10 protein-coding genes and 1 pseudogene are annotated in these 20217 nt (G+C 42.1%); 5 read left to right on the forward strand and 6 right to left on the reverse strand.

From position 1 onward, the window contains the following. The 3 genes and pseudogenes from K6G33_RS07915 to K6G33_RS07925 all read left to right on the forward strand — a co-directional run bounded on the left by K6G33_RS07915 (nt 1) and on the right by K6G33_RS07925 (nt 11646). Nucleotides 1–10410 carry a hypothetical protein gene (locus tag K6G33_RS07915; protein ID WP_296778072.1) on the forward strand — a complete coding sequence of 3470 codons (10410 nt, stop codon included), beginning with the start codon at nt 1–3 and terminating at the stop codon, nt 10408–10410. Between the two features lie 132 nt (nt 10411–10542). Then, nucleotides 10543–11244 (forward strand): annotated as a pseudogene (locus K6G33_RS07920) (DUF5131 family protein); the annotation flags it as partial. A gap of 51 nt (nt 11245–11295) precedes the next feature. Then, nucleotides 11296–11646: a DUF4186 domain-containing protein gene (locus K6G33_RS07925; protein WP_296778092.1), complete on the forward strand. Its 351-nt coding sequence runs from the start codon at nt 11296–11298 to the stop codon at nt 11644–11646. A gap of 36 nt (nt 11647–11682) precedes the next feature. Here K6G33_RS07925 and K6G33_RS07930 read toward each other — a convergent pair whose 3' ends face one another. After that, entirely contained in the window at nt 11683–13353 is a 1671-nt protein-coding gene (locus K6G33_RS07930; protein WP_296778074.1) for an FAD-dependent oxidoreductase, read from the reverse strand. 28 nt (nt 13354–13381) lie between these two features. Here K6G33_RS07930 and K6G33_RS07935 point away from each other — a divergent pair, with 28 nt between their 5' ends. Then, nucleotides 13382–14044: a Crp/Fnr family transcriptional regulator gene (locus K6G33_RS07935; RefSeq protein ID WP_296778077.1), complete on the forward strand. Its 663-nt coding sequence runs from the start codon at nt 13382–13384 to the stop codon at nt 14042–14044. Here the strand turns inward: K6G33_RS07935 and trxA are convergent. After that, the gene (gene trxA / locus K6G33_RS07940) at nt 14033–14341 is read right to left on the reverse strand and encodes a thioredoxin (RefSeq protein WP_296778078.1); all 309 of its coding nucleotides are present in this window, start codon (nt 14339–14341) and stop codon (nt 14033–14035) included. The genes K6G33_RS07935 and trxA overlap by 12 nt on opposite strands. 44 nt (nt 14342–14385) lie before the next feature. After that, entirely contained in the window at nt 14386–14571 is a 186-nt protein-coding gene (locus K6G33_RS07945) for a hypothetical protein (RefSeq protein ID WP_296778080.1), read from the reverse strand. A 348-nt stretch (nt 14572–14919) separates the two neighbouring features. Here K6G33_RS07945 and K6G33_RS07950 point away from each other — a divergent pair, with 348 nt between their 5' ends. Then, nucleotides 14920–17169 carry a dockerin type I repeat-containing protein gene (locus K6G33_RS07950; protein WP_296778081.1) on the forward strand — a complete coding sequence of 750 codons (2250 nt, stop codon included), beginning with the start codon at nt 14920–14922 and terminating at the stop codon, nt 17167–17169. 193 nt (nt 17170–17362) lie between these two features. Here the strand turns inward: K6G33_RS07950 and K6G33_RS07955 are convergent, their stop codons facing one another. From K6G33_RS07955 to K6G33_RS07965, 3 genes are all read right to left on the reverse strand, one after another. After that, nucleotides 17363–18949 (reverse strand): hypothetical protein, encoded by a 1587-nt coding sequence (locus tag K6G33_RS07955; RefSeq protein WP_296778084.1) that lies wholly within the window; start codon nt 18947–18949, stop codon nt 17363–17365. Between the two features lie 55 nt (nt 18950–19004). Next, complete coding sequence (locus tag K6G33_RS07960; RefSeq protein WP_296778086.1) at nt 19005–19565, reverse strand: RNA polymerase sigma factor; 561 nt, start codon at nt 19563–19565, stop codon at nt 19005–19007. Between the two features lie 348 nt (nt 19566–19913). Next, the coding region (locus K6G33_RS07965) for a hypothetical protein (RefSeq protein WP_296778089.1) at nt 19914–20217 on the reverse strand (304 nt) is incomplete at its 5' end.

Below are 20217 nucleotides of genomic sequence, written 5' to 3' on the forward strand. Positions count from 1 at the left end.
ATGAAATTATCTTTCAATAAAAAAGCAAAGAAAAGGATAATAAGTCTCACAACTGCCTTTGCTATAATAACTAATGCTTTTCCGTTAGGAGAACTGTCAGGTATAATATCGCCTTTGATCTCTCTGAAAGCAAAAGCAGCAGAATTCCTGCCTGCCGATGAAATTTCTGCGGACGGTCTTGCACATTTCAAAGCATTAACATTTGGAGCTTCTCCGACTTATGCTCCGACTACGGGTGCAGAAGAATTTGAAAACACCGCTAATAGCTATGTTGCATATAATTCAGCTGCAAATAATTATACTATTTCTTTTGGTGACACATCCCTGTTTATAGATTACTGCTGGCATTATAGCAATACAGACGGCTTTGCAGCCTCACACTGCAATGATACTCTGATAATCGGTTTCGTCGGCGGCAGCGAATTATCGGACGATTTCGTCGGATTGGGTACTTCCGATTCTCCGTTCGGCGGAATGCTAAGATTTGGTGGCGAGAACTATCAGTTCAACGCTCACAGAGCTTTGTTCAATTATGTATATGATTCGGTAGAACTTCTGGTCGATGCAACAGGAGCTGCGGAAAATCTTGTTATCAAAAGGCTGTCAAATGTTGGCGCAAGCGAGAGCTCCCCTCTTCTGGCAGACCATGTACGCCATGATACAAGAGAAGGAAAATCGTCGGCTCAATGGCAGATCGAATTGAATACTTCAAACGCTAAGACCTATTCGGGTGTTATTGGAGAAACTGAAAGTAATACCGTTGTAAAACTGAATTATACGAACAATTCATCTGCTGATATCGCATCTTCTTCTGATGCAGGTGAGATCTGCGGAACGATGCAAAGCGGCTCATCAATAGAACTGACCTATTCCGCAGCAAGCGGTCATGCCATTACTTCATCAGGCGGCAACGCAGGCGGTCTTGTGGGTACTATGAATGGCTCATCGACCTTGACTGTCAAGGCAATGCCGTCCGTATCACTTAATGCTGAGTCAGCATCTGATTATGCAGGCGGTCTTGTAGGCGAACTGACTTCGGAGGCAGCGATAGATAATCAGACAGGTTCACGAATTCCTGTCAGCGGAAGTATTAAAGGCTTCAGCGGTGCGGGTGGACTGTTCGGACACTATACCAACTATACGACAGAGTTTGATCTGGCAAATTACAATAATACTGCTACCGCAGACGGAACGTATTGCGGCGGTGTTTTCGGTGTGCTTGAAAATATCAAAGATGCCTCCGCAGCATCTTTATCTCTGACAATAAAAAATACAGGCAACGCAGGAACACTCATGGCAAATTCGGGAACAACGGGTGCTAAAAGCGGATATTTCGGCGGAATCGCAGGAAAATACACCACTAATGCACTTGCGAACAGTCTGATCCTTGATAATTTGACACTGACAGCAAATGCAAATGCTGCTTACAGTGCTTTCGGCGGAGCAATAGGAACTGTTGACTCTGCTGCTTATGTGAAGACTGTCGGTACAATAAGCGTAACTGCAAAAGGCACGACTTCATCAGCTTATTTCGGCGGTCTTGTTGGTGCAGCATCGGCAGGTAACGGCGTATTTGTTGATCTTGACAGTTTTACTTTAAATACAGGCAATGAGCAATTTAAGGGCGGCGGTCTTGTCGGTCTGTTTAACAGGGGCGTACTGCGACTTAGCGGAACGACTACCATGACCGGCGCAAAGCCTGCAAGCGCAGCTAATTGCGGACAGCTTGTCGGCAATAATGACAACGTTCTTGTTTACGCCCCCACGTCCGGCAACTGGACATTTGTACGTTCAAGCGGTGCTAAAACAGACGACCTCGGTACATGGGGCGAGGTGGTTCGCGGAATAGATGACAGCAGTTCATCAAATACTGTTTATTTCAACAGCACAGCCCACACAGCAACAATTGCTGCCGCAAAGACTTCTATGGGCAGTACCGACGACTTCATCAGAACAGCTCTTAATATTCAGCTCAATCAGGGCAGTGGCTATGACTGCTTGCTGTTTACTTCTGGTTCTGGCAATACAAGAGCAACGCTCCTTGCGAGTAATTCCCTGTCCTTAAGTAATGATATTTCTCTTGTCGGAACGGGCATTACAGGTTTCATGCGCGATGGCGGCGCTGTTTCGGATATCGGAACATTTACAGGAACATTCGACGGAAACGATCACTCGATAACCCTTGCTATAGGCGAAAAGTATGGCAGCGGAGTTACCTCTGCTTCTACTGCCGAGGGTGTTGGTCAGATATACCGTCATCAGCATAATGGTCTGTTCGCAGTTCTCGCAGGAACGGTAAAGGAACTTACTGTTACAGGTACGATCAATGTAAACAACTGCGTTGATGGAATGAATATCGGCGGAATAGCTTCCCGCAACGGCGGCAATGTCACGCTGACAAAAGTCATTGCAAATGAAACAGTAAACTATAATGAAAGCTCCAAAGTTACAGGAACGGAAGCTGCGGGAAAGAATATCGGCGGTTATATCGGCTTCGTGGGAACAAACGGCACTATTACGATAAACGGTGTCAGCTCTATCGGTGCGACCTTCAATCTCAGCGGCTCCCATGAAAGCTGGAATGTTTACGGCGGTGCTATCGGAAAGATCACAGCAGGATCATTCACGGTCAATATAGGAACAGCTGGCGATAATAATAACAAGCTGACCGACAGCCTGACCACTTCCATAACAGGCATAACTGCCGTTGGTTCAAACAGCGACGGCGGAGGTCTTATCGGTCATATTATAAATGTAGGAAGTTACTCCGCTCGTCAGGTGAATATCAACAACCTTGCAATCAGCGGCTGTACGATAGGAAATGCTGCAAGCACAAATGGCGGCGGCTTTCTCGGCTATTCATGGCTGAACACCACCACTAACATAAACGGCGTTACAGCAAGCGGTACTATCAATAATTCGGCTGCGGCAAATGTCGGCGTTATGCTTTACAGCTCAACAGGAAAAATGGTCGTCAATTCACTTGCTATCAACGGACTTACTATGTCCTCGGGCGGCGGTGCTTCACTTGGCATGATCGTAAACAGAGCTTTTGCCGGCGAAACTAAAGACGGCAAAACAACTTACAGCGGAGGTCTGTACCTCGATGTTTTGAACAGCGGTTATTCGCTGACCTGTGCAGCTCCTTCCTCTGCTGTCGGAGTTTTTGACGAAATCGCCGCTTATTCCGCAATGAATCCAAGCGAAGTTATCAAGGGCGGTGCCGGTGTTATCTCGATCAATATGAACGCAACGAGAAATGGCACACTCGTTAACATCAATCAAACAGGCACTTATCAGAACAGATTGAAAACAGGTGATGCCTGCGCAAATTCCAATTCAAGATACTACTATAATATTGATAAAATGAGTTCCTCAGACGGCGGACAAAACCTTGTATTGTGGAGCTTGAGCAAGTATGCATATTCGGGTATCAAAAGCGAATTCGGCACATCACTTAATACGACACTCAGCGGAACAGCTGATCTGACAGGACTGTCATTCTATCCCCTTGCAAGTGCAAATGAAAACTATACAATAGGAAATCTGACTATTACCTTTGATTATAACGGTGTAAGAGGAACTGCCGAAGGTCTGTTCGGAACTGCTAATCCTACAGACAGCTATGTCCGCGATCCTGCTGCGGCAAACCAGCACTATCTTATGCATTCGGGATTGTTTATAGATCAGCCGAGCGGAAAGTCCCTGACTGTAACGGGAACACTGTCTCTTGGCGGTACCTTCATGGAGGACAGCAGTCATCTGGGTGTTATCATAAGCGGAACGATGAAGGGTACTTTCCTCTGTAATACAGGTTCGATCATACTTGACGGTATAAAGCCTATGAACGGTGCTTCTGCTTACACAAGCGGCTATCTGCTGATAAATAATATTCGCAGAACAGACGATCTGGCTGCTCCGCCTTCTGTTACAATAAAGAATTTAAGCAATACAGATAAATATTCCTCTACTACAGGTTCAGCATATTCTGCATCAGGAACAACAGATAATGTTGCCAATAGCCTTATCGGAAGTGCTTCAGGTAAAGGTATTACAATCATCTTCTCAAAAATAAAACTCGACGGCAGAGATAAAACTAAGTCTGATGCAAATTTAAATGCTCAGGAGCTTTACAATGCTTACAAAACATACAATTCTATATTCTCAGCCTCTACATTGCTGGCAGAGATCAATACCGATCAAAGTGCAAAGCTCGAATACAATTTCACAAAATCCGATGACTGGGGAACTAACACTCCACGAGAAGTAACTTATGGTGCGGAGATCAAGAACTCTTTGGAGTATGTTGATGAAGAACAGAAATACTCCCCTGAATCAGGAGCATCGAATGGCGAATATGTTAATCCTGTTAATAGTACAGCCAGATCAGAGGTATACGATTTTGCGGCAGGTTTTCTGCCTTACGTCAAAACACCTTACAGTGATACTACAGATGCAAACGGCTGTTTTAAGCGTGAGCTGAAAGTCAATGTTCAGTCCGTATCTCTCAGCAGCGGCTGCGGAACTTATAACGATCCCTATTTGATAAGTGATCCGAAGGTCTTTGAAGCTGTAGCAAAGTTTATTGCAAGCGGTGATACTAATGACCTGAAAGAAGTAGTTCTGCCAAAAACTCCTGACAGTGATGACATTATATCAGGAAATCGCTGGCATAGCGGAACAGATTACCACGCAGCTTTCAAGGCAAGCGGAGATGATTATGTTAAGGGTTCTTACACATGGAATGGAAATAATGTCCGTAAGTATCTTGCAAGTGCATATTATATGATCACTGATGATATTGAGCTAACCAATAGTTATGTGGGGCTTGGTCTGGCAACAGAAAATTCAAATGTTACAGCAAATGGTGACTATGCTTTTCGCGGCGTTATCGTTGGTGCTGATGTTCCTGACAGCGATGCCGAAAACGCTCCTACACACAAGGCAAGGATAACAAATGGAAGTGCGAATCCTTTCATAAACGTTTCCAACGGCAGCGTTGTCAAAGACTTAAATATAACTGTGTCCAGTAATATAACGCTAAGTCAGGCAAACGCCGCTTACAACAATGCGTTCTTCGGATATTATCATTTGTGTAAGTATTATGGCGGTATCTTCGGCGAAGTTATGGGCGGAGATAACATAATAGACAACAGCTACGTAACATATAGCAATTCAACCATTACACTTAGCGGCAGTAAAGGAACTATCGTACCTGTTGGCGGATATGTGGGCGTTGTCGTGTTCGGAGGAGTAATATTCAAGAATATGACAGCTACTACCAGTGCAACTTCGACAGAATTGAAGGTCAATAACTCAGGACTAAACGTAAAATACACAGGAAAATCTGAAAATCTTGCTGATAATGACAAGCAAGCGGATTGGGCTGCTATTTATGTTAATCCCATTGTAGGCAGAGTTATCAATGGCTATGCAGTCAATGAGACCACTCGATTCTCTACATCAGAAAATGGAAAATACCATAATGATGGAGGTTTTAATTCAGGAACAGCAAGAACAGGCGCTGAACTCCACACACTGAAAAACGGTACAAAGCATTATTCCATAGCAGACATCAACAAGAATGAAACCAATAAACTCGATGTCAGCGCAGTGCCTTCAAGCACATCTTCCGACGGAACGATAAATATCCCGAATTCTCAGGCTTTCTTTATTCTTTCACTTATCACGCAGTCCTGTGCCGGAACGTCTCAGGGTGCGAATACAGGTTATATCAATTCCCTATCTTATGGCACAAATTCTACGGTCTACGGTATGAGCCGTAATGCCGACTATACAAATGTTGGAACCGCAACCGAGAACAGTGATCCTGATTTTGCACTTGCAGGCAATGATACTACATCAAATTACGCAACTCCGTACATTATTGACCGCTACTGCACTAACCATAATGCACGCTGCGTTACAAGTACAAAAGGATATTATGACATCAACCTCAATGCAAAGACGATCTACTCTGTAGATTCATATACCTATCAACTTCCTGATAGTTTCAGAGGACTTGGTAGTGTGGGGTATTATGATAATGCAGATAGCAATTACTATCAAAACCGATACAGTGTAAAAGTTGACTTGTTTGATGGAAAGGGCTGTATTATTGATGAGGATATTTATTTAAACAGATACAGAACAGATAATTATTTCTCTATACTTCACAAAGGAAATGCCGCAACCCAATCAGTTCAATCAGAAGTTGCAACCTATAATGTTAATCAAGAAAATCTTAATCATGGCATAGGACTGTTTGATAGCATAATAACCAGAAATGCAAATAGCAATATTTCCAATTTTACAATAAGTGGTTCTGTAAATACTGAAATATATAAAAATGGCTACAATACCTCATCACAAGAAGACACTATTCCTGCAAATAGCGAAGCAAAATTCCTTAGCGTAGGCGGCGTTGTCGGTGAATGCAGAGGAGGATTATATTTACGTTTTTATCAAATATCATTAAACAATCTGTCTGTATGTGGTTCGTGTGTTGTGGGAGGTATTTTAGGATATTCAGGAATCAATAGTACTTCTATAAATGTTACTCTCCGTCAATGCTCTGCTGAAGGATTATCTGTTAAGATGGTTTCTTCTTCCGATCAGGATAATGTTGAAAAATCAAGAAATGCAATTGGCGGTTTAATTGGTAAAATCTTTGGTGGTAAAGCTATCATTTATGGAACATCATTAGAAGACAGTAATAATGATTTGAATAACTATTCTACAGTTACAATCAAAGCATTTGAATTCCAAAATCCTTCAGCAACATACAGAGCAGCTGCAGGCGGTCTTGTTGGCTTTGCCGGTGACGGCTGTCGTGTGTATGATATGAAATTACAATCATCACCTAATACAAATGTCACTATCGGCGGAAATGGAGTACGCTTTGTAGGCGGCTTAGTTGGTGCTATGCAGTCGCAGGCCAGTGGTGGTAAGACCGGTGTTGCAGTATTTAAAAACAGTACTGTTAAAGAAATAAACCTCAATGGAAGTTTCGTAGGTGGCTTTTATGGCGGTAAATGGGATTCACACTGGACAACGTATTCAATTACTTTGGATAACTGTAAACTGTTAGGTTCATCAACTGCACATAATACAATTTATGCTAATAATGTGTTTAACACAGGATATGCAGGCGGATTTGTAGGTAAACTATATCCTTACACAAATAAGGATAACAACAAGGTCACACACAATGTTTTGATAAGAGACTGTTCTATTTCAAATTATGACATCACAGCAGGAACAGCATCTCAAAGTTATGTAGGAGGTTTTATTGGTAATGCAAGCTCTGATAATGATAGTGTAACCTGCTATATTCATGATAGTTCAGTTGAAAACTGCCTCATTGGTGCAAGCGGTAATTATGCCGGTGGTATTATTGGTAAGATTGAGCAAAAGAACGATAACCAATTATTGGGATATAACATCAAGCTCAACACAATATCATCAAACGCAGGCACAAAGATGGGAGCATGGATTGGTTATGCGCCTGATGATACATCGTCCAAGAAAACAAGTATTCAATTTGCTGGTCTTGCGATCTATGGTACAGGTTTTACAAAAAATGTAGGAAATAGTGCTACTCTTGGTACAGCCTCCTTCGTATTTGCCGACTATACGGGCAAATGTAAAGGCACAGAAACGACTGATCCTGTAACAAATGAGAGCACGATCAATTATCCCACAGATATTTCAGGCTTTAACTACAGTTCTTCTACACACGTTGATATGCCTAAATATCCTTATATAAATATCAACCCTCAGTCCGATATAGGTGCTAATGAGACCATCTCCGGCGACGGTGCAGTATTGTATGGCAGCAGCGTAACCGGATTCAACGGAAAAACAGCTGATAAAACTATGGCAGCTAAGATATATGCTGATCTTAGCGACACATCCAATACAAGACGCTATACTACTTTCGATAAAACAGTTGTGATCTATGACAATAAAACAATTGAAGACTATCTTAAAGTTGCACCCGGTACCGATGGAGATAAGATCTCAACTTACAGGACCGAAAAAGGCAGTCTTCCGACAGGAGTCGCAGACTTTGCGGTAGTAGTAATCGCTAATCAGACAACTGATGAGACGACCAATCTCATAAACAGCTATATTCAGCTTGTCACAAATACATCAACAGATTATACAGCTTCAAGCGACTATTATTCTATAAACATACAGACCTGTAAGTTTAACGGAAATGATTTTGTAATAGACACATCGGCTGCAAATCACGGTTTAACATTTTCAGGCGGCAAATTTGCTTTGAATGGCAGTTATGCTGATTCAAATAATAATATTGATACATTTACTCTTGTTGATGTTCAGTTCAAAGACCCGTTTGATAAGTCAAAGATCGCATATCACCTCTATGTTCCTGTGTACACCATAAAGCAGATCGAGGTCGATTTCCGTTCAGCGGTCAGAACAGGCACTTATTCTGTTAAGAATAATTCAGAAACAAATGATTATTCAGGTCTTATGACAGCTAACGGCAAGCACGTTGACAGCCTTAATACATGGATCACACAGTATATTCGTTATTCATATAAGGCAGAGGATATAAATATGCTGCTCAGCAGCAATGATTTAAAATGGAACAACAATAAATGGGTCGTTTTTAAAACAGATGCGACCAGTACATCATTCAACAGACTTCCTCAGAATACATATATGATCCTTGTTGATCCAAATGGAAATGCTGACCGAGAGTACTATGTTGAAAACCTCAATTCTTTCGACACTTATTATGATTCCGCAAACAGTAATAAGGAAGGCTGGATCATAGACCTGAGTAAATTTAAAGACGGCAGCAATAATTCGTTTACAGTCAGCAATTTCAATGCTCTTATCGCAAGAAGTATTATAGAAAGCACAAACGGAGAACTCCTGTATACAGACGGTTCTGCATCAGATTATGATGTATACAAGATACAGGGCGATCAAATCAAGTATTATAAATATGCTAATGGAAATACTGCAAAATATAATCTTTCTGTAGCAGATGATTATGTTCTTAATGAAGATTATTACATCAGTATGTATATACCCAATTCTGCTGATCTGTACTTCTATCAGATCAAAGCACCATCTGAGCTGACCGGAGCAAAAATAGCTAAGGTAAATGAAAAGAATATATATACTGTTATTGCTGCGGACCTTTACACGCAGGAAACCTCCAACCGTTTGACTGTAGCCCCCGACGATCAACAGATCAACGCATCAAATAAAACGATCTATGTTAATACATCATCTTCGATAACTATTAATAATGCCTATGCAAGAACATATCTCAATGGCGTTGATCTCTATCATTCCTTTGATCTGAAATTAAACAGGTATTCCGAAACAGAAGTATTAAATGATATCATCGGTCTTGGAAACAGCGACAATACAAGCAGAATTACAGCTACATACAGTATCGGTTCTCCCGCAAATGAAAACAGTTCTTCAGTACTGAAAAAAGACCTTCAGACGAACTATTTGAATATTGAAACTGCTGAAATCATGAGCGATCTTATTACAGCTTCGACTAATGGACAGCCTTTAGTCGTATATTCGTATATTGCGATGAACTTTGAAGAAAGCAAACTTGAAGCTGAATTCCCTCAGAAAAATTCCGAGGGAACGATAGGCGTAAATGTTTCAGCAACATCAAATCTTGCGTATGATGAAAACAAATTAGCATACTCAAGTATGTCTGTTCCTTTTGCAGCAGACAGCCACTATTATTACAGAGAAGCTGTCAACTCTGCAAAGCTTGATTATACCGCTGTAACCGAACTTGATGATAGTGATAATATCGGTAATATGAGTCAGAATCAGTCAAGGTTGGGTATAAACGGTTATAAGTCCAACTGCTATCAGCAGCAATATATGCAGATCAACACAGAAGCAAAGTATAATGTATCAGCTATCTCAGAAGCTGATCTGAGTAAAGCAGAAATGCTGCGATTAACAATTTCGTTAAGCAAAAAAACAGATACTATTGCAAATGGTGTTGTTACAGGAGTAGAATATGTTTCAGTGAGTGATCTGCTGACATATCTGAATTCAAGTGTTCTGATAACATCAGGTTCAGCATACGGAACTAACGGTGAAGGCGTAACGCATACTATCAGCGCCAATTCATCATCGCTTGTTGTGGATATTCCCATAGATCAATGTGCAGTTGAGGATAATATCTATTCTATCGGTGTTGATCTCAGTGCTAAAACAGGTACAGGATTCTATGAATATGCAAACTATATGGTTACACTAAGAACAGAGCTGATCTATACTGATACTAAAACAAATCAGGAAAAAGCTGTAGAAAACAGCGGCATTAGTGACTACGTTGTTTATACAAATGCTAAAGTTTTCCCGACATTAATTACAAACGCAAGCTAAAACAAAAGCACGGTTCTCCAGATAAGGAGAGCCGTGTTTTTCTTTGATCCCGTGGGAGTCAAAAATACTTGAATCCGCAATATTTGTATGCTATAATGAATGCAAAACATCTTATAAAAGGAGCAGTCAAGCATGACAATATGGAATCCGTGGCACGGCTGCCACAAAATAAGTCAGGGATGTGGGAATTGTTATGTTTATCGCCGCGACGAAAGTATAGGCAAAGACGCTTCTATCGTATCGAAAACAGGTGACTATGACCTGCCAATGAAAAAGAATCGTCAGGGACAGTATAAACTTACTTCTGATGACGGGGTGGTATTCACCTGTATGACATCGGATTTCTTCCTCGAAGATGCAGACCCATGGCGACAGGGCTGCTGGGATATGATACGAAAGCGATGCGATCTGCAATTCTATATAATTACAAAAAGGATTGATCGTTTTGCTGAGTGCATACCGCCTGACTGGGGCGACGGCTGGGATCATGTAACGATATGCTGCACCTGCGAAAATCAGGACAGAGCTGACTACAGGCTCCCGATATTCTTAAAGCTCCCAATAAAGCACAGGGAGATAATCTCTGAGCCCATGCTCGAAGAGATAAATATCGAAAAGTATCTTTCCTCAGACCTGATAGAACACGTCTGCTGCGGCGGTGAATCTGGAAACAATGCGCGACCTTGCGACCTGCGCTGGATACAGGAACTGCGCCGTCAGTGTATACGTCGCGGCATTCCCTTCACTTTCCGACAGACAGGTGCTGTATTTATCAAAGAAGGAAAGGTATACCGTCTGGAGCGAAAACTTCATAGCTCACAGGCTCAAAAGTCGGGATACAGCTATGTACCTGGCTGTAATTCGGGAGCTGCGATAAAGTATCAGCTGCCTGACAGGAATGAGCTTTTCGCGGGACTGAGCCGTTCCGATTTCAGGAGCCGTTTTCACCTAACCGAAAAGGATAAGGCGTATATCAGCGAAAAAGGCATGGATACTATCCGAAGCCATGCAAAGGACTTCATTGAAAAGCGCCTGTCTCCTGAAAATCCCGAAAATGACGGCAAGCAGACTCCTATGAAAGGACACCCTGTTTTCATAGCTCAACACGCAGCCGCCTGCTGCTGCCGCGGCTGCCTTGAAAAATGGCATAAGATCCCCTCAGGAAAGGTACTTACACAGACAGAACAGGCATATATCGTCGATGTACTTATGGAATGGATAGAAAGAGCGTTATAAATGAAAAGTGCCTCCGAGGAGGCACTTCTTGAAACATTATTTGCATTCAGTACAGACATATTCCGGTACTGTCCGATCATTTATGACCGATTCATACAACCTCCAACCGCCTGCAAGGTTATAGCAGTCATATCCGTTTCCGCTCAGAATACGGCAGGCTATATAGCTGCGCAGACCACTGTGACAGTGAACATATACAGGCTTGTCCTTTGGAAGCTTGTCAAGGTTATCGCGCAGAGTATCAAGAGGAATATTGATAAAGCCGTCTATCATTCCTCTGGCAATTTCGGTCTTGGTCCTGACATCAAGAAGAGAAACGCTTCCGTCCCTCGGAAGTTTCTCAACATCGTGCCAGAAAAACTGCTTAACTGTTCCGTTTATAACGTTCTCAGCAATGAATCCAGCCATATTCACAGGATCCTTTGCACTTCCGAACGGCGGAGCATAGCAGAGTTCAAGCTCTTTCAGATCAGTTACCTTTGCGCCGAAGCGGATAGCTGACGCAAGTACGTCCATACGCTTGTCTACCCCGTCAAAGCCTACTATCTGAGCTCCAAGCAGCTTATGAGTTTTCTTGTCCCACAATACCTTTATTGACATATTCGTCGCATTGGGATAATATGATGCGTGAGAAGCAGAATAGGTATACGTCTTATCGTAGTCAATACCTTCAGCATCAGCTCTCTTTTCATTAAGACCTGTAGTCGCAACTGTCATATCAAACAGCTTCAGCACTGCCGAGCCTTGAGTACCTGTGTACTCTGAGGGAATATCGGCGATATTATCAGATGCTATTCTTCCCTGCTTATTTGCAGGGCCTGCCAAAGGTATGAACGAAGCCGCGCCTGTTACGAAGTCCTTTACCTCGACTGCATCACCGACAGCGTAAATATCAGGATAGTTTGTCTGCATATGACTGTTTACGATTATGCTTCCACGCGAGTTAAGCGCAATACCGCATTCCTTGGCAAGAGAAGTTTCAGGACGAACTCCCACTGACATTATCACCATATCGGCTTCGATACTCCCCTTTTGCAGAATGACTTTATCAGCGGTTATCTCCGTAACTCCGTTGTTAAGGAACAACTTTATACCTTTGCTCCTTATATAACGGTGAACATCGGCTGCCATGTCTGCATCAAGAGGTGCGATAAGATGATCTGCAAGCTCTACTATTGATACTTCAAGACCTGCATTTACGAGATTCTCAGCCATTTCTACTCCGATATATCCGCCGCCGACAATTACAGCTCTCTTTGGCTTGCTGCTGTCAATGAAGCTCTTGATCTTCATGGTATCAGGAATATTGCGCAGCGTGAATACATGAAAAAGATCCATGCCGCTGATATTGGGGCGAATGGGTTCAGCTCCCGGTGAGAGTATGAGTTTGTCGAAAGCTTCCTCGTATTCTTCACCTGTGTCGACATTGCGCACGGTAACTGTATGAGTATCGGGAGATATCTTCACCGCTTCACTCTTTACCCGCACATCAATATTGAATCGCCTGCGAAAGCCCTCGGGTGTCTGCAATGTCAGCATATTCCTGTCAGTTATCTCGCCGCCGATAAAATACGGCAGACCACAATTTGCAAAGGAGATATAATCTCCGCGCTCAAGAATGATTATCTCATCATTTTCTTTTAATCGTCTCAGTCTTGCGGCTGCGGAAGCTCCTCCTGCAACGCCGCCAATGATAATAGTTTTCATTTTTCTACCTCCGAAAGGGGAAATTTTTATGTTTGAAGAAATATATAGTGGATCATTCCCGTTCTGGGACAAAATATCAGCTGATGACCGCACATTTATCTGTGATAATTCCACGATAAAAAAATACAAAAAAGGTACTAACCTGCATAACGGCAGCGAATGCTCGGGAGTAATATTCGTGCGCAGCGGAAGTCTCCGCGTTTATATCATGTCAGAGGACGGCAAAGACGTAACTCTGTACCGCCTGCACAAGGGGGATATGTGTATGCTCTCTGCCTCGTGCGTTTTGCAGTCCATAACCTTTGAAGTCGCCATTGACGCTGAGGATGACAGCGAATGCTGTATCATCAGCGGTCATGCTTTCAAGCAGGTATCGGAGCGTAATCCCGAGATAAAGATATTCTCCCTTGAAACAGCCGTTTCACGTTTCTCCGACGTTATGTGGGTAATGCAGCAGATAATGTTCATGAGCCTTGACAAGCGTCTTGCGATATTTCTTCACGATGAAGCTCTGCGAACAGGCTCGGACACTATACATCTCACGCAGGAGCAGGTAGCGAAGTACATCGGCTCGGCACGGGAAGTCGTGTCACGAATGCTGAAATACTTCGCTAATGAGGGTATCGTTGAAGTATCACGCAAGGGCATCAAAATACTTGATAAGAAGCGTCTGCGTGATTTAACCCTTTAACATATCCAGTATAGCTGATTTCGGACGTGCTCCCACAGCGTGTGCAGTCACCTTGCCGCCTTTCATTACCACAAGCATAGGTATGTTTGAAACTCCAAATGCTGCGGCAAGCTCAGACTGAGCATCAACATTTACCTTTCCGACTGTAAATTCGCTGTGCTCCTCTGCTATCTCGTCAACAATGGGCGATACCATTCTGCAAGGTCCGCACCAGTCTGCGTAAAAGTCCAGAAGAACAGGCTTTTCACTTGCTCTTACCTCTGTGAAATTATCCTTTGTGACATTAATAACTGACATATTGATACTTCCTTTCTGTTTTATTGTATCTTTATTATACTTTATTATTCAGAGCCGTTCTGTGACTTTGTCACGTTCTTATACATACTCAGTCCATAATCATTTCCGACAAGTTCTTGTTCAGCCTGATTTAAAACTTCATTGTTATTTACGAACCAGATATGAGAGTCATAAAACTCATACTGATATTCCAAAAGAGCCTTTGCAAATGCTGTTTTATCATTATTCATAGCTGCACATAATAACAAGGGCAAAAATCCTGTACACCCTCGTATCAGAGTGTACCGATAAGCAAGCTGCAATATTCAAGACTGTCAGTCTGTATTTTCCCTGCAAAGTCGTCAGACATGACAATAGTATCCTGTGTTTGGACGAATAATAATCACTACCAAATTCATGAGGTGCAAATTTTATTATTATCCTCTCTGCGTCATCAAAATATATATTCACAAAAAGTTTACGATTTCATCCGCACATCTCCCCCCCTCATACGTTAAATCAGACACAAGCCAGAAACGGTAATCTTTTCCATTTAAAGAGATATCGCCGTATGCTGCTAAAAAAAATGAGGTGATTTTATGAAGCTAACCAGAATAACCGCTGCCATTATCGCAGCAACGACCGCACTCACTCCGCTAACATTTACTTCCGCTCTGTCTGCTCCGCCAACTGTATTTGCAGAGAATACAGGCGCACTCGCTAAGCTCCCCGACTGGATACCGACCGATTTTGATTCAGCCGTAAATTTCCGCAATACCTACGGAGCTACGCATATTGAAAACGGTCTGATCTGTATTGTCTATCCAGACCGTGCAAGAAGAGGTGCAAGTAAGGATACCTATGGCTTTGACCTGAAAGCACCGAAAAATATGGGGCAAAAACTGAAACATGAGATATACACCTCTGAATACACAGAATCCTGCTTCGATGTATTCGTATATCAGCCTTTGAAACAGGGAGATATCTCTTTAACGCTTGTTGATCCACACGTTAAGTTCAAAGATTCAGTTGAAGAATCGGAGCCACCTGCTGTTGCTGAGTATACCTTTGCTGTCGATAAGAAACTCAATATCACAGAAACCGATATCTTCAGCTGGCTACCTGACGGTATGGCAGAATACAGCGAATATAAAAAGATGCACGGCGAAGTTTCAGTCAAGGACAACTATGTTGTGTTCTGTACGATGAAGGTAGAACAGTTCGGCGATAAATGGGAACCTGACAGCAATAATAAATATGAGAACATAAAGTTTATCACGGCTTCCGACTGCACAATGCAGGTGCCTGAGCTGTATGACGACGGTTCTGTTGATATCATATTTGTGTATCAGGCTGTAAAAGACGGCAATGAAAAGATCTCGTGGATACGTACATCTGATGTAAGACCGGATCAATCAGAACCGACACCCTATGTTCTGACTGCCGACTGTGCTATACTTGATAATGCACAGACAATTCTTCTGCCCGGACAGCTGAGAACAACTCTTGTTGATCATGACACAGGTGAGCCTGTTATGCTCACAGATAATAAAATAACTTATATCTGGACTAATTTCACTGATGGTGAAGTGTCCACAGGTCCAATTCTTGAAATGGAAACAAATCCTACGATCATAGACAATGATCTTGGAAGATCATTTGGTTCAAAGGGCTTTTCATTTGGAGTTGAGAAAGATACGCTTCCGAGCGGATATTCGTTTATCTGTGATGACTCGCGTCCGGGCTATCATGGCGGCTATATTATTCCCGATGGCAATATGACCGTGACGACCTTCGACAATAAAGCTGCGAATGTTGTGTTCTGGCTGAAATTCACTCCCACAGGCGATGTGAACAACGACGGAGAATTCAACGTATCCGATGTAGTTCTGCTGCAAAAGTGGCTGTTATCAGCTCCCGAGATAAAGCTTTCCAACTGGAAGGCTGCTGACTTCTGCACTGACGGCAAGCTCGATGTATTCGACCTGGCAAGCATGAAGAAAGCTCTCGTCAAGCAGAATGCAGAAGCCTATGTGAAACCTGATGTATCTGTCGAATTCGGTACACCGTTTTCTGTTTTGTCGGACAGTCTGAAACTGTACCTCGGTCCCGATGAAAGCTACAAAACAATAGCTACTATCGACCATGGCGTATGGCTTTCGGAATATGGATATCAGAAAAATAACAATACATGGCTGTTCACAGAACATAACGGACAATATGGCTGGATCAAAACCGTCGAAGATGACGGCAAAACACCTACGATACAGTTCCAGGCAGTTGCAAAAAAGCCTGTCATCTACCTTTATCCTGAGTCAGAGACCGATGTCCACGTAGAGCTTGAACTGACAGAATCTGACCTTTCCACGACCTATCCAAAGTATAACAATGGCTGGGACGTAGTGGCATATCCTGACGGCTCACTTCTTAACAAAGCAGACGGCTCACACCATAAGTATCTTTTCTGGGACGCAGTAAACTGCCGCACAAGATTTGACTTCTCCAAGGGATTCTGCGTTGCGGGCAGTGATACCGAGCGTTTCCTCAAAGAAAAGCTCTCATACATGGGCTTGACCGAAGAAGAAATGAACGAGTTCATCGTATACTGGCTGCCGTTAATGGAGCATAATGCGTATAACCTCATTACGTTCCAGGGTGATGCCTATACAAACAGCGCTAAGCTGGATATAACTCCTGCACCTGACAGCGAATGCCGTATATTTATGGCATATGTTCCCCTTGAAAATGCTGTCAAGATCGAACCGCAGCAGCTTGAGACCTTTGAAAGAAAGGGCTTTACAGTTGTTGAATGGGGCGGCTGTGAGATAAAGTCACAGATCAGATCTTAAAATCGAATAGCAACCGAAATGATCCCCCTCGGAGCAGCACTCAAAAAAACGAAAGTGCGAAAACTCTGAGGGGGACATTTTGTGCAAAAAAGCAACCTGCACTATGCGTACAGGTTGCTTTTATCAGCTATTTATCTTTGTTTAATGACATTGACCGTTAAGGCAGTGTCGATTTATATATGTTTTCTTTTGTTCATAATGCAGCATTCTTCAAGCACTCATTAAATTCTGATTTGAATTCCTCATTGTTTACAACAGTGCCATCGAATCCGTTAGGTAACCAATTCATTACTTCTCCATCATGATAGGTGCCATATTCATAATAGTATACTACTACATGACCATTTTCATATATTATGTAATTTGAATACTTGAGTTTGCCGTCAGTATCTCTGTATTTCCATAATACAGAACAGGAAATAGAATTATTATCACTAAAGGCATCACATTCAACATTTGATTTTATAGCAGAATCAAGTTTGTCAACTATAGCGGATTTGAGCTTTGCCATATCATGTGTTTTGCCTGATGCAATAATATTGTCATTACTGTCTAATACATACAGTCCTGTTGTTGTTGAATAGTAGATATTGTCATCATCGTATGCCTGCATATTATCATGATTATAATCAACAGGAGGAATGTGCGACATATCCTGACCGCGTTCGTCGATAGTAGTTGTAGTAGTAGCCTGAGGCTTCTCCTCTTCCTTGCTTTCAGTAACCTTTTCTGTATTGCAATTCTCTAAAAACTCTACGATCTTTACATCAAACTTGTTATAATCTATATAGTAATTCTGACAGTCTGCCGGCTGCCACTCGCCATTTTCATCAGTTTTGTACTCGCAGCGGCTTACATGACCATTTTCAGAAATGTAATAAGTCTGGCGGCGCTTAGTGTTCTCATCAACATTGAATATCTGTTCAACGGAATATACCGATGGGTCGCCTGTCAACAAGCCCGGTTTTGAAGGCTGTAACATTCTTAAAAAGTCTCCTCTGAGGAATTCTGCTAACTCGGCTTTGCTGTTTTCATTTACAGGAACTATTTCATAGCCGTTTCCGTCAAAGAGCTTTACACTCTCAAGGTTTACTTCAACAAGATTTGTAATATCCTGCTCAGAAATATTCTTACTATATACATAAGTTTCGAGTATTTCCTTTAATTCACTGTCGAACTTATTAAAGTCGATCTTGTAAACGCCTTTTTCAAAGATATCTTCATTTCCGTCCGAATGCTCACGATAAACGGTGTAGAATACCATTCCGTCATCATATATGTCTATTACGTGTCTGTCATTTATCTCATCGTCCCAGTATATTGCACATGGGCTCTGAGTGTTAGGATTTTTTTCGTTTGTTTCTATTTTTTCGCCCCAATTGAATGTATTGAGGTATTCTGCGATCTTTGTGTATGCTTCTTTTGAATAGCATCCGCAATTTTCGTCATCGTTCATAAATACGAAATCACGGGCAGTAAAATCTCCGAACGGGCATAATGTTTCAGAAGCGGCTGTTGTGGTTGCCACAACATTGTCGATCTCAGATGTTGGCTTATTCTTTGACTGTCTGTGCATAAGGAATCCTGTTGTACCTATTCCTCCTGCAAGTACTGCACAAGCTGCAACGGCGCTTACCATACGCAGCATACTTGATGATCTTTTTATAGTTTCCGTACCGCTTACAACTTCAATATATCCGTCATCACTGGTTTTATTAACTTCACCCTTGGTGTTTGGCTTTACAGCAGAAAAAATATTTTTGATTTTTGAATGTTTCATTTTCTTTTCCTCCTCATATTGAGCTATGCGGCGGTGTACATTCTCGATCATTTCCTCATGTTTCAACATAATCAAAACCCTCCGTTTCAAGTTGTGATCTGAGTGATTTTCGAGCACGATATAGTATAGATTCCAGACCGCGAAGACTCTTCTTCATTATCTTTGCAGCCTCTTTATCACTGAACCCTTCAAAATATATGAGCCATAACACCTGCTGATATTTCTGAGGCAGCTTGCGCATTGCCTTATGAACCATGATCTGCTGTTCTTTTTTGATATAAGATTCTTCAACAGCAGCCTCATCATCTGTCATTTCAGGTGTATCGTCAATAGAAATACAGTTTCTCTTTGAATATTTACGTAAATGATCTATCGCAATATTTCTGCCTATTGTATAGAGCCATGTCTTGAATGAGCTTTTTCCCTTATACTTCGGCTTTTTTGTACCAAGAAGGACAAAAGTATCTTCTGTAAGCTCTTCGGCTGTCTGAATATTTCCGACTATGCTTGTCAGGTACAATATCAGGCCGTCGCTGTATTCTATTATGATCTCATCTAATCCGTGTACATCACCTTCGTCACGAAAACGGCGGTAGCTACTTGCACCGTTGTCCATAGACGTACTCCTTTCCGAAAGCTTTCCGTGTGCTTTCACTTATTAGACGATATGAGAAAGAAAAACTACGCGCGAATTTTTGAAGTTTTTTTGGAAATTCCCAGCTTCGTATAATATCACAAATATTTTGCCATTTTGTGGAATAAACACGCATCAACGTACAAAATTCATACCATAAGAAAACGGATCTTATAAATCCTCATCTATTTTAGCACATTATCAACCGTTTTTCAATGCTTCACGCAGATATCCGCATAACGATCAAAAAAGCAGCCTGCATATGCAGGCTGAGCAGCTCCCCGAAAGGGGAGCTGCTCCGTTAAACTGCGCTTCTTTTATGCAATATACTTACTGTACTGATGAGTTTACAAGAAGCTGGTCGAGTGCAGATGTATCTGCTGTGATATCGCCGATATTGATACCGTCGGATATCTGACTGTCATTGCTGAATGCTGACATATTCTCGGCAAGTATCATTGCCTGGATATTAGTCATATCTGCGATCTCGTCGCTCTCATCGCCTACACTTGCACTTTCTGTTACGTCTGCGATTACTGTATTGTCATTTGTGAATTCTCCGCTGAATGCATCTTCTGAATACATATCGCTGAGATATTCTGTAAGAGTCTGTTCAACTGTTTCTGCCTCAGCC

This window comes from Ruminococcus sp. (assembly GCF_024691275.1).
Classification (GTDB): Bacteria; Bacillota; Clostridia; order Oscillospirales; family Ruminococcaceae; genus Ruminococcus.

Bases quoted from the DNA above. Each gene is read 5' to 3' on its own strand.
- K6G33_RS07950 (WP_296778081.1), top strand. From the start codon at position 14,920: ATGAAGCTAACCAGAATAACCGCTGCCATTATCGCAGCAACGACCGCA.
- K6G33_RS07955 (WP_296778084.1), bottom strand. From the start codon at position 18,949: ATGAAACATTCAAAAATCAAAAATATTTTTTCTGCTGTAAAGCCAAAC.
- K6G33_RS07915 (WP_296778072.1), top strand. From the start codon at position 1: ATGAAATTATCTTTCAATAAAAAAGCAAAGAAAAGGATAATAAGTCTC.
- K6G33_RS07945 (WP_296778080.1), bottom strand. From the start codon at position 14,571: ATGAATAATGATAAAACAGCATTTGCAAAGGCTCTTTTGGAATATCAG.
- K6G33_RS07960 (WP_296778086.1), bottom strand. From the start codon at position 19,565: ATGGACAACGGTGCAAGTAGCTACCGCCGTTTTCGTGACGAAGGTGAT.
- K6G33_RS07935 (WP_296778077.1), top strand. From the start codon at position 13,382: ATGTTTGAAGAAATATATAGTGGATCATTCCCGTTCTGGGACAAAATA.
- K6G33_RS07930 (WP_296778074.1), bottom strand. From the start codon at position 13,353: ATGAAAACTATTATCATTGGCGGCGTTGCAGGAGGAGCTTCCGCAGCC.
- trxA (WP_296778078.1), bottom strand. From the start codon at position 14,341: ATGTCAGTTATTAATGTCACAAAGGATAATTTCACAGAGGTAAGAGCA.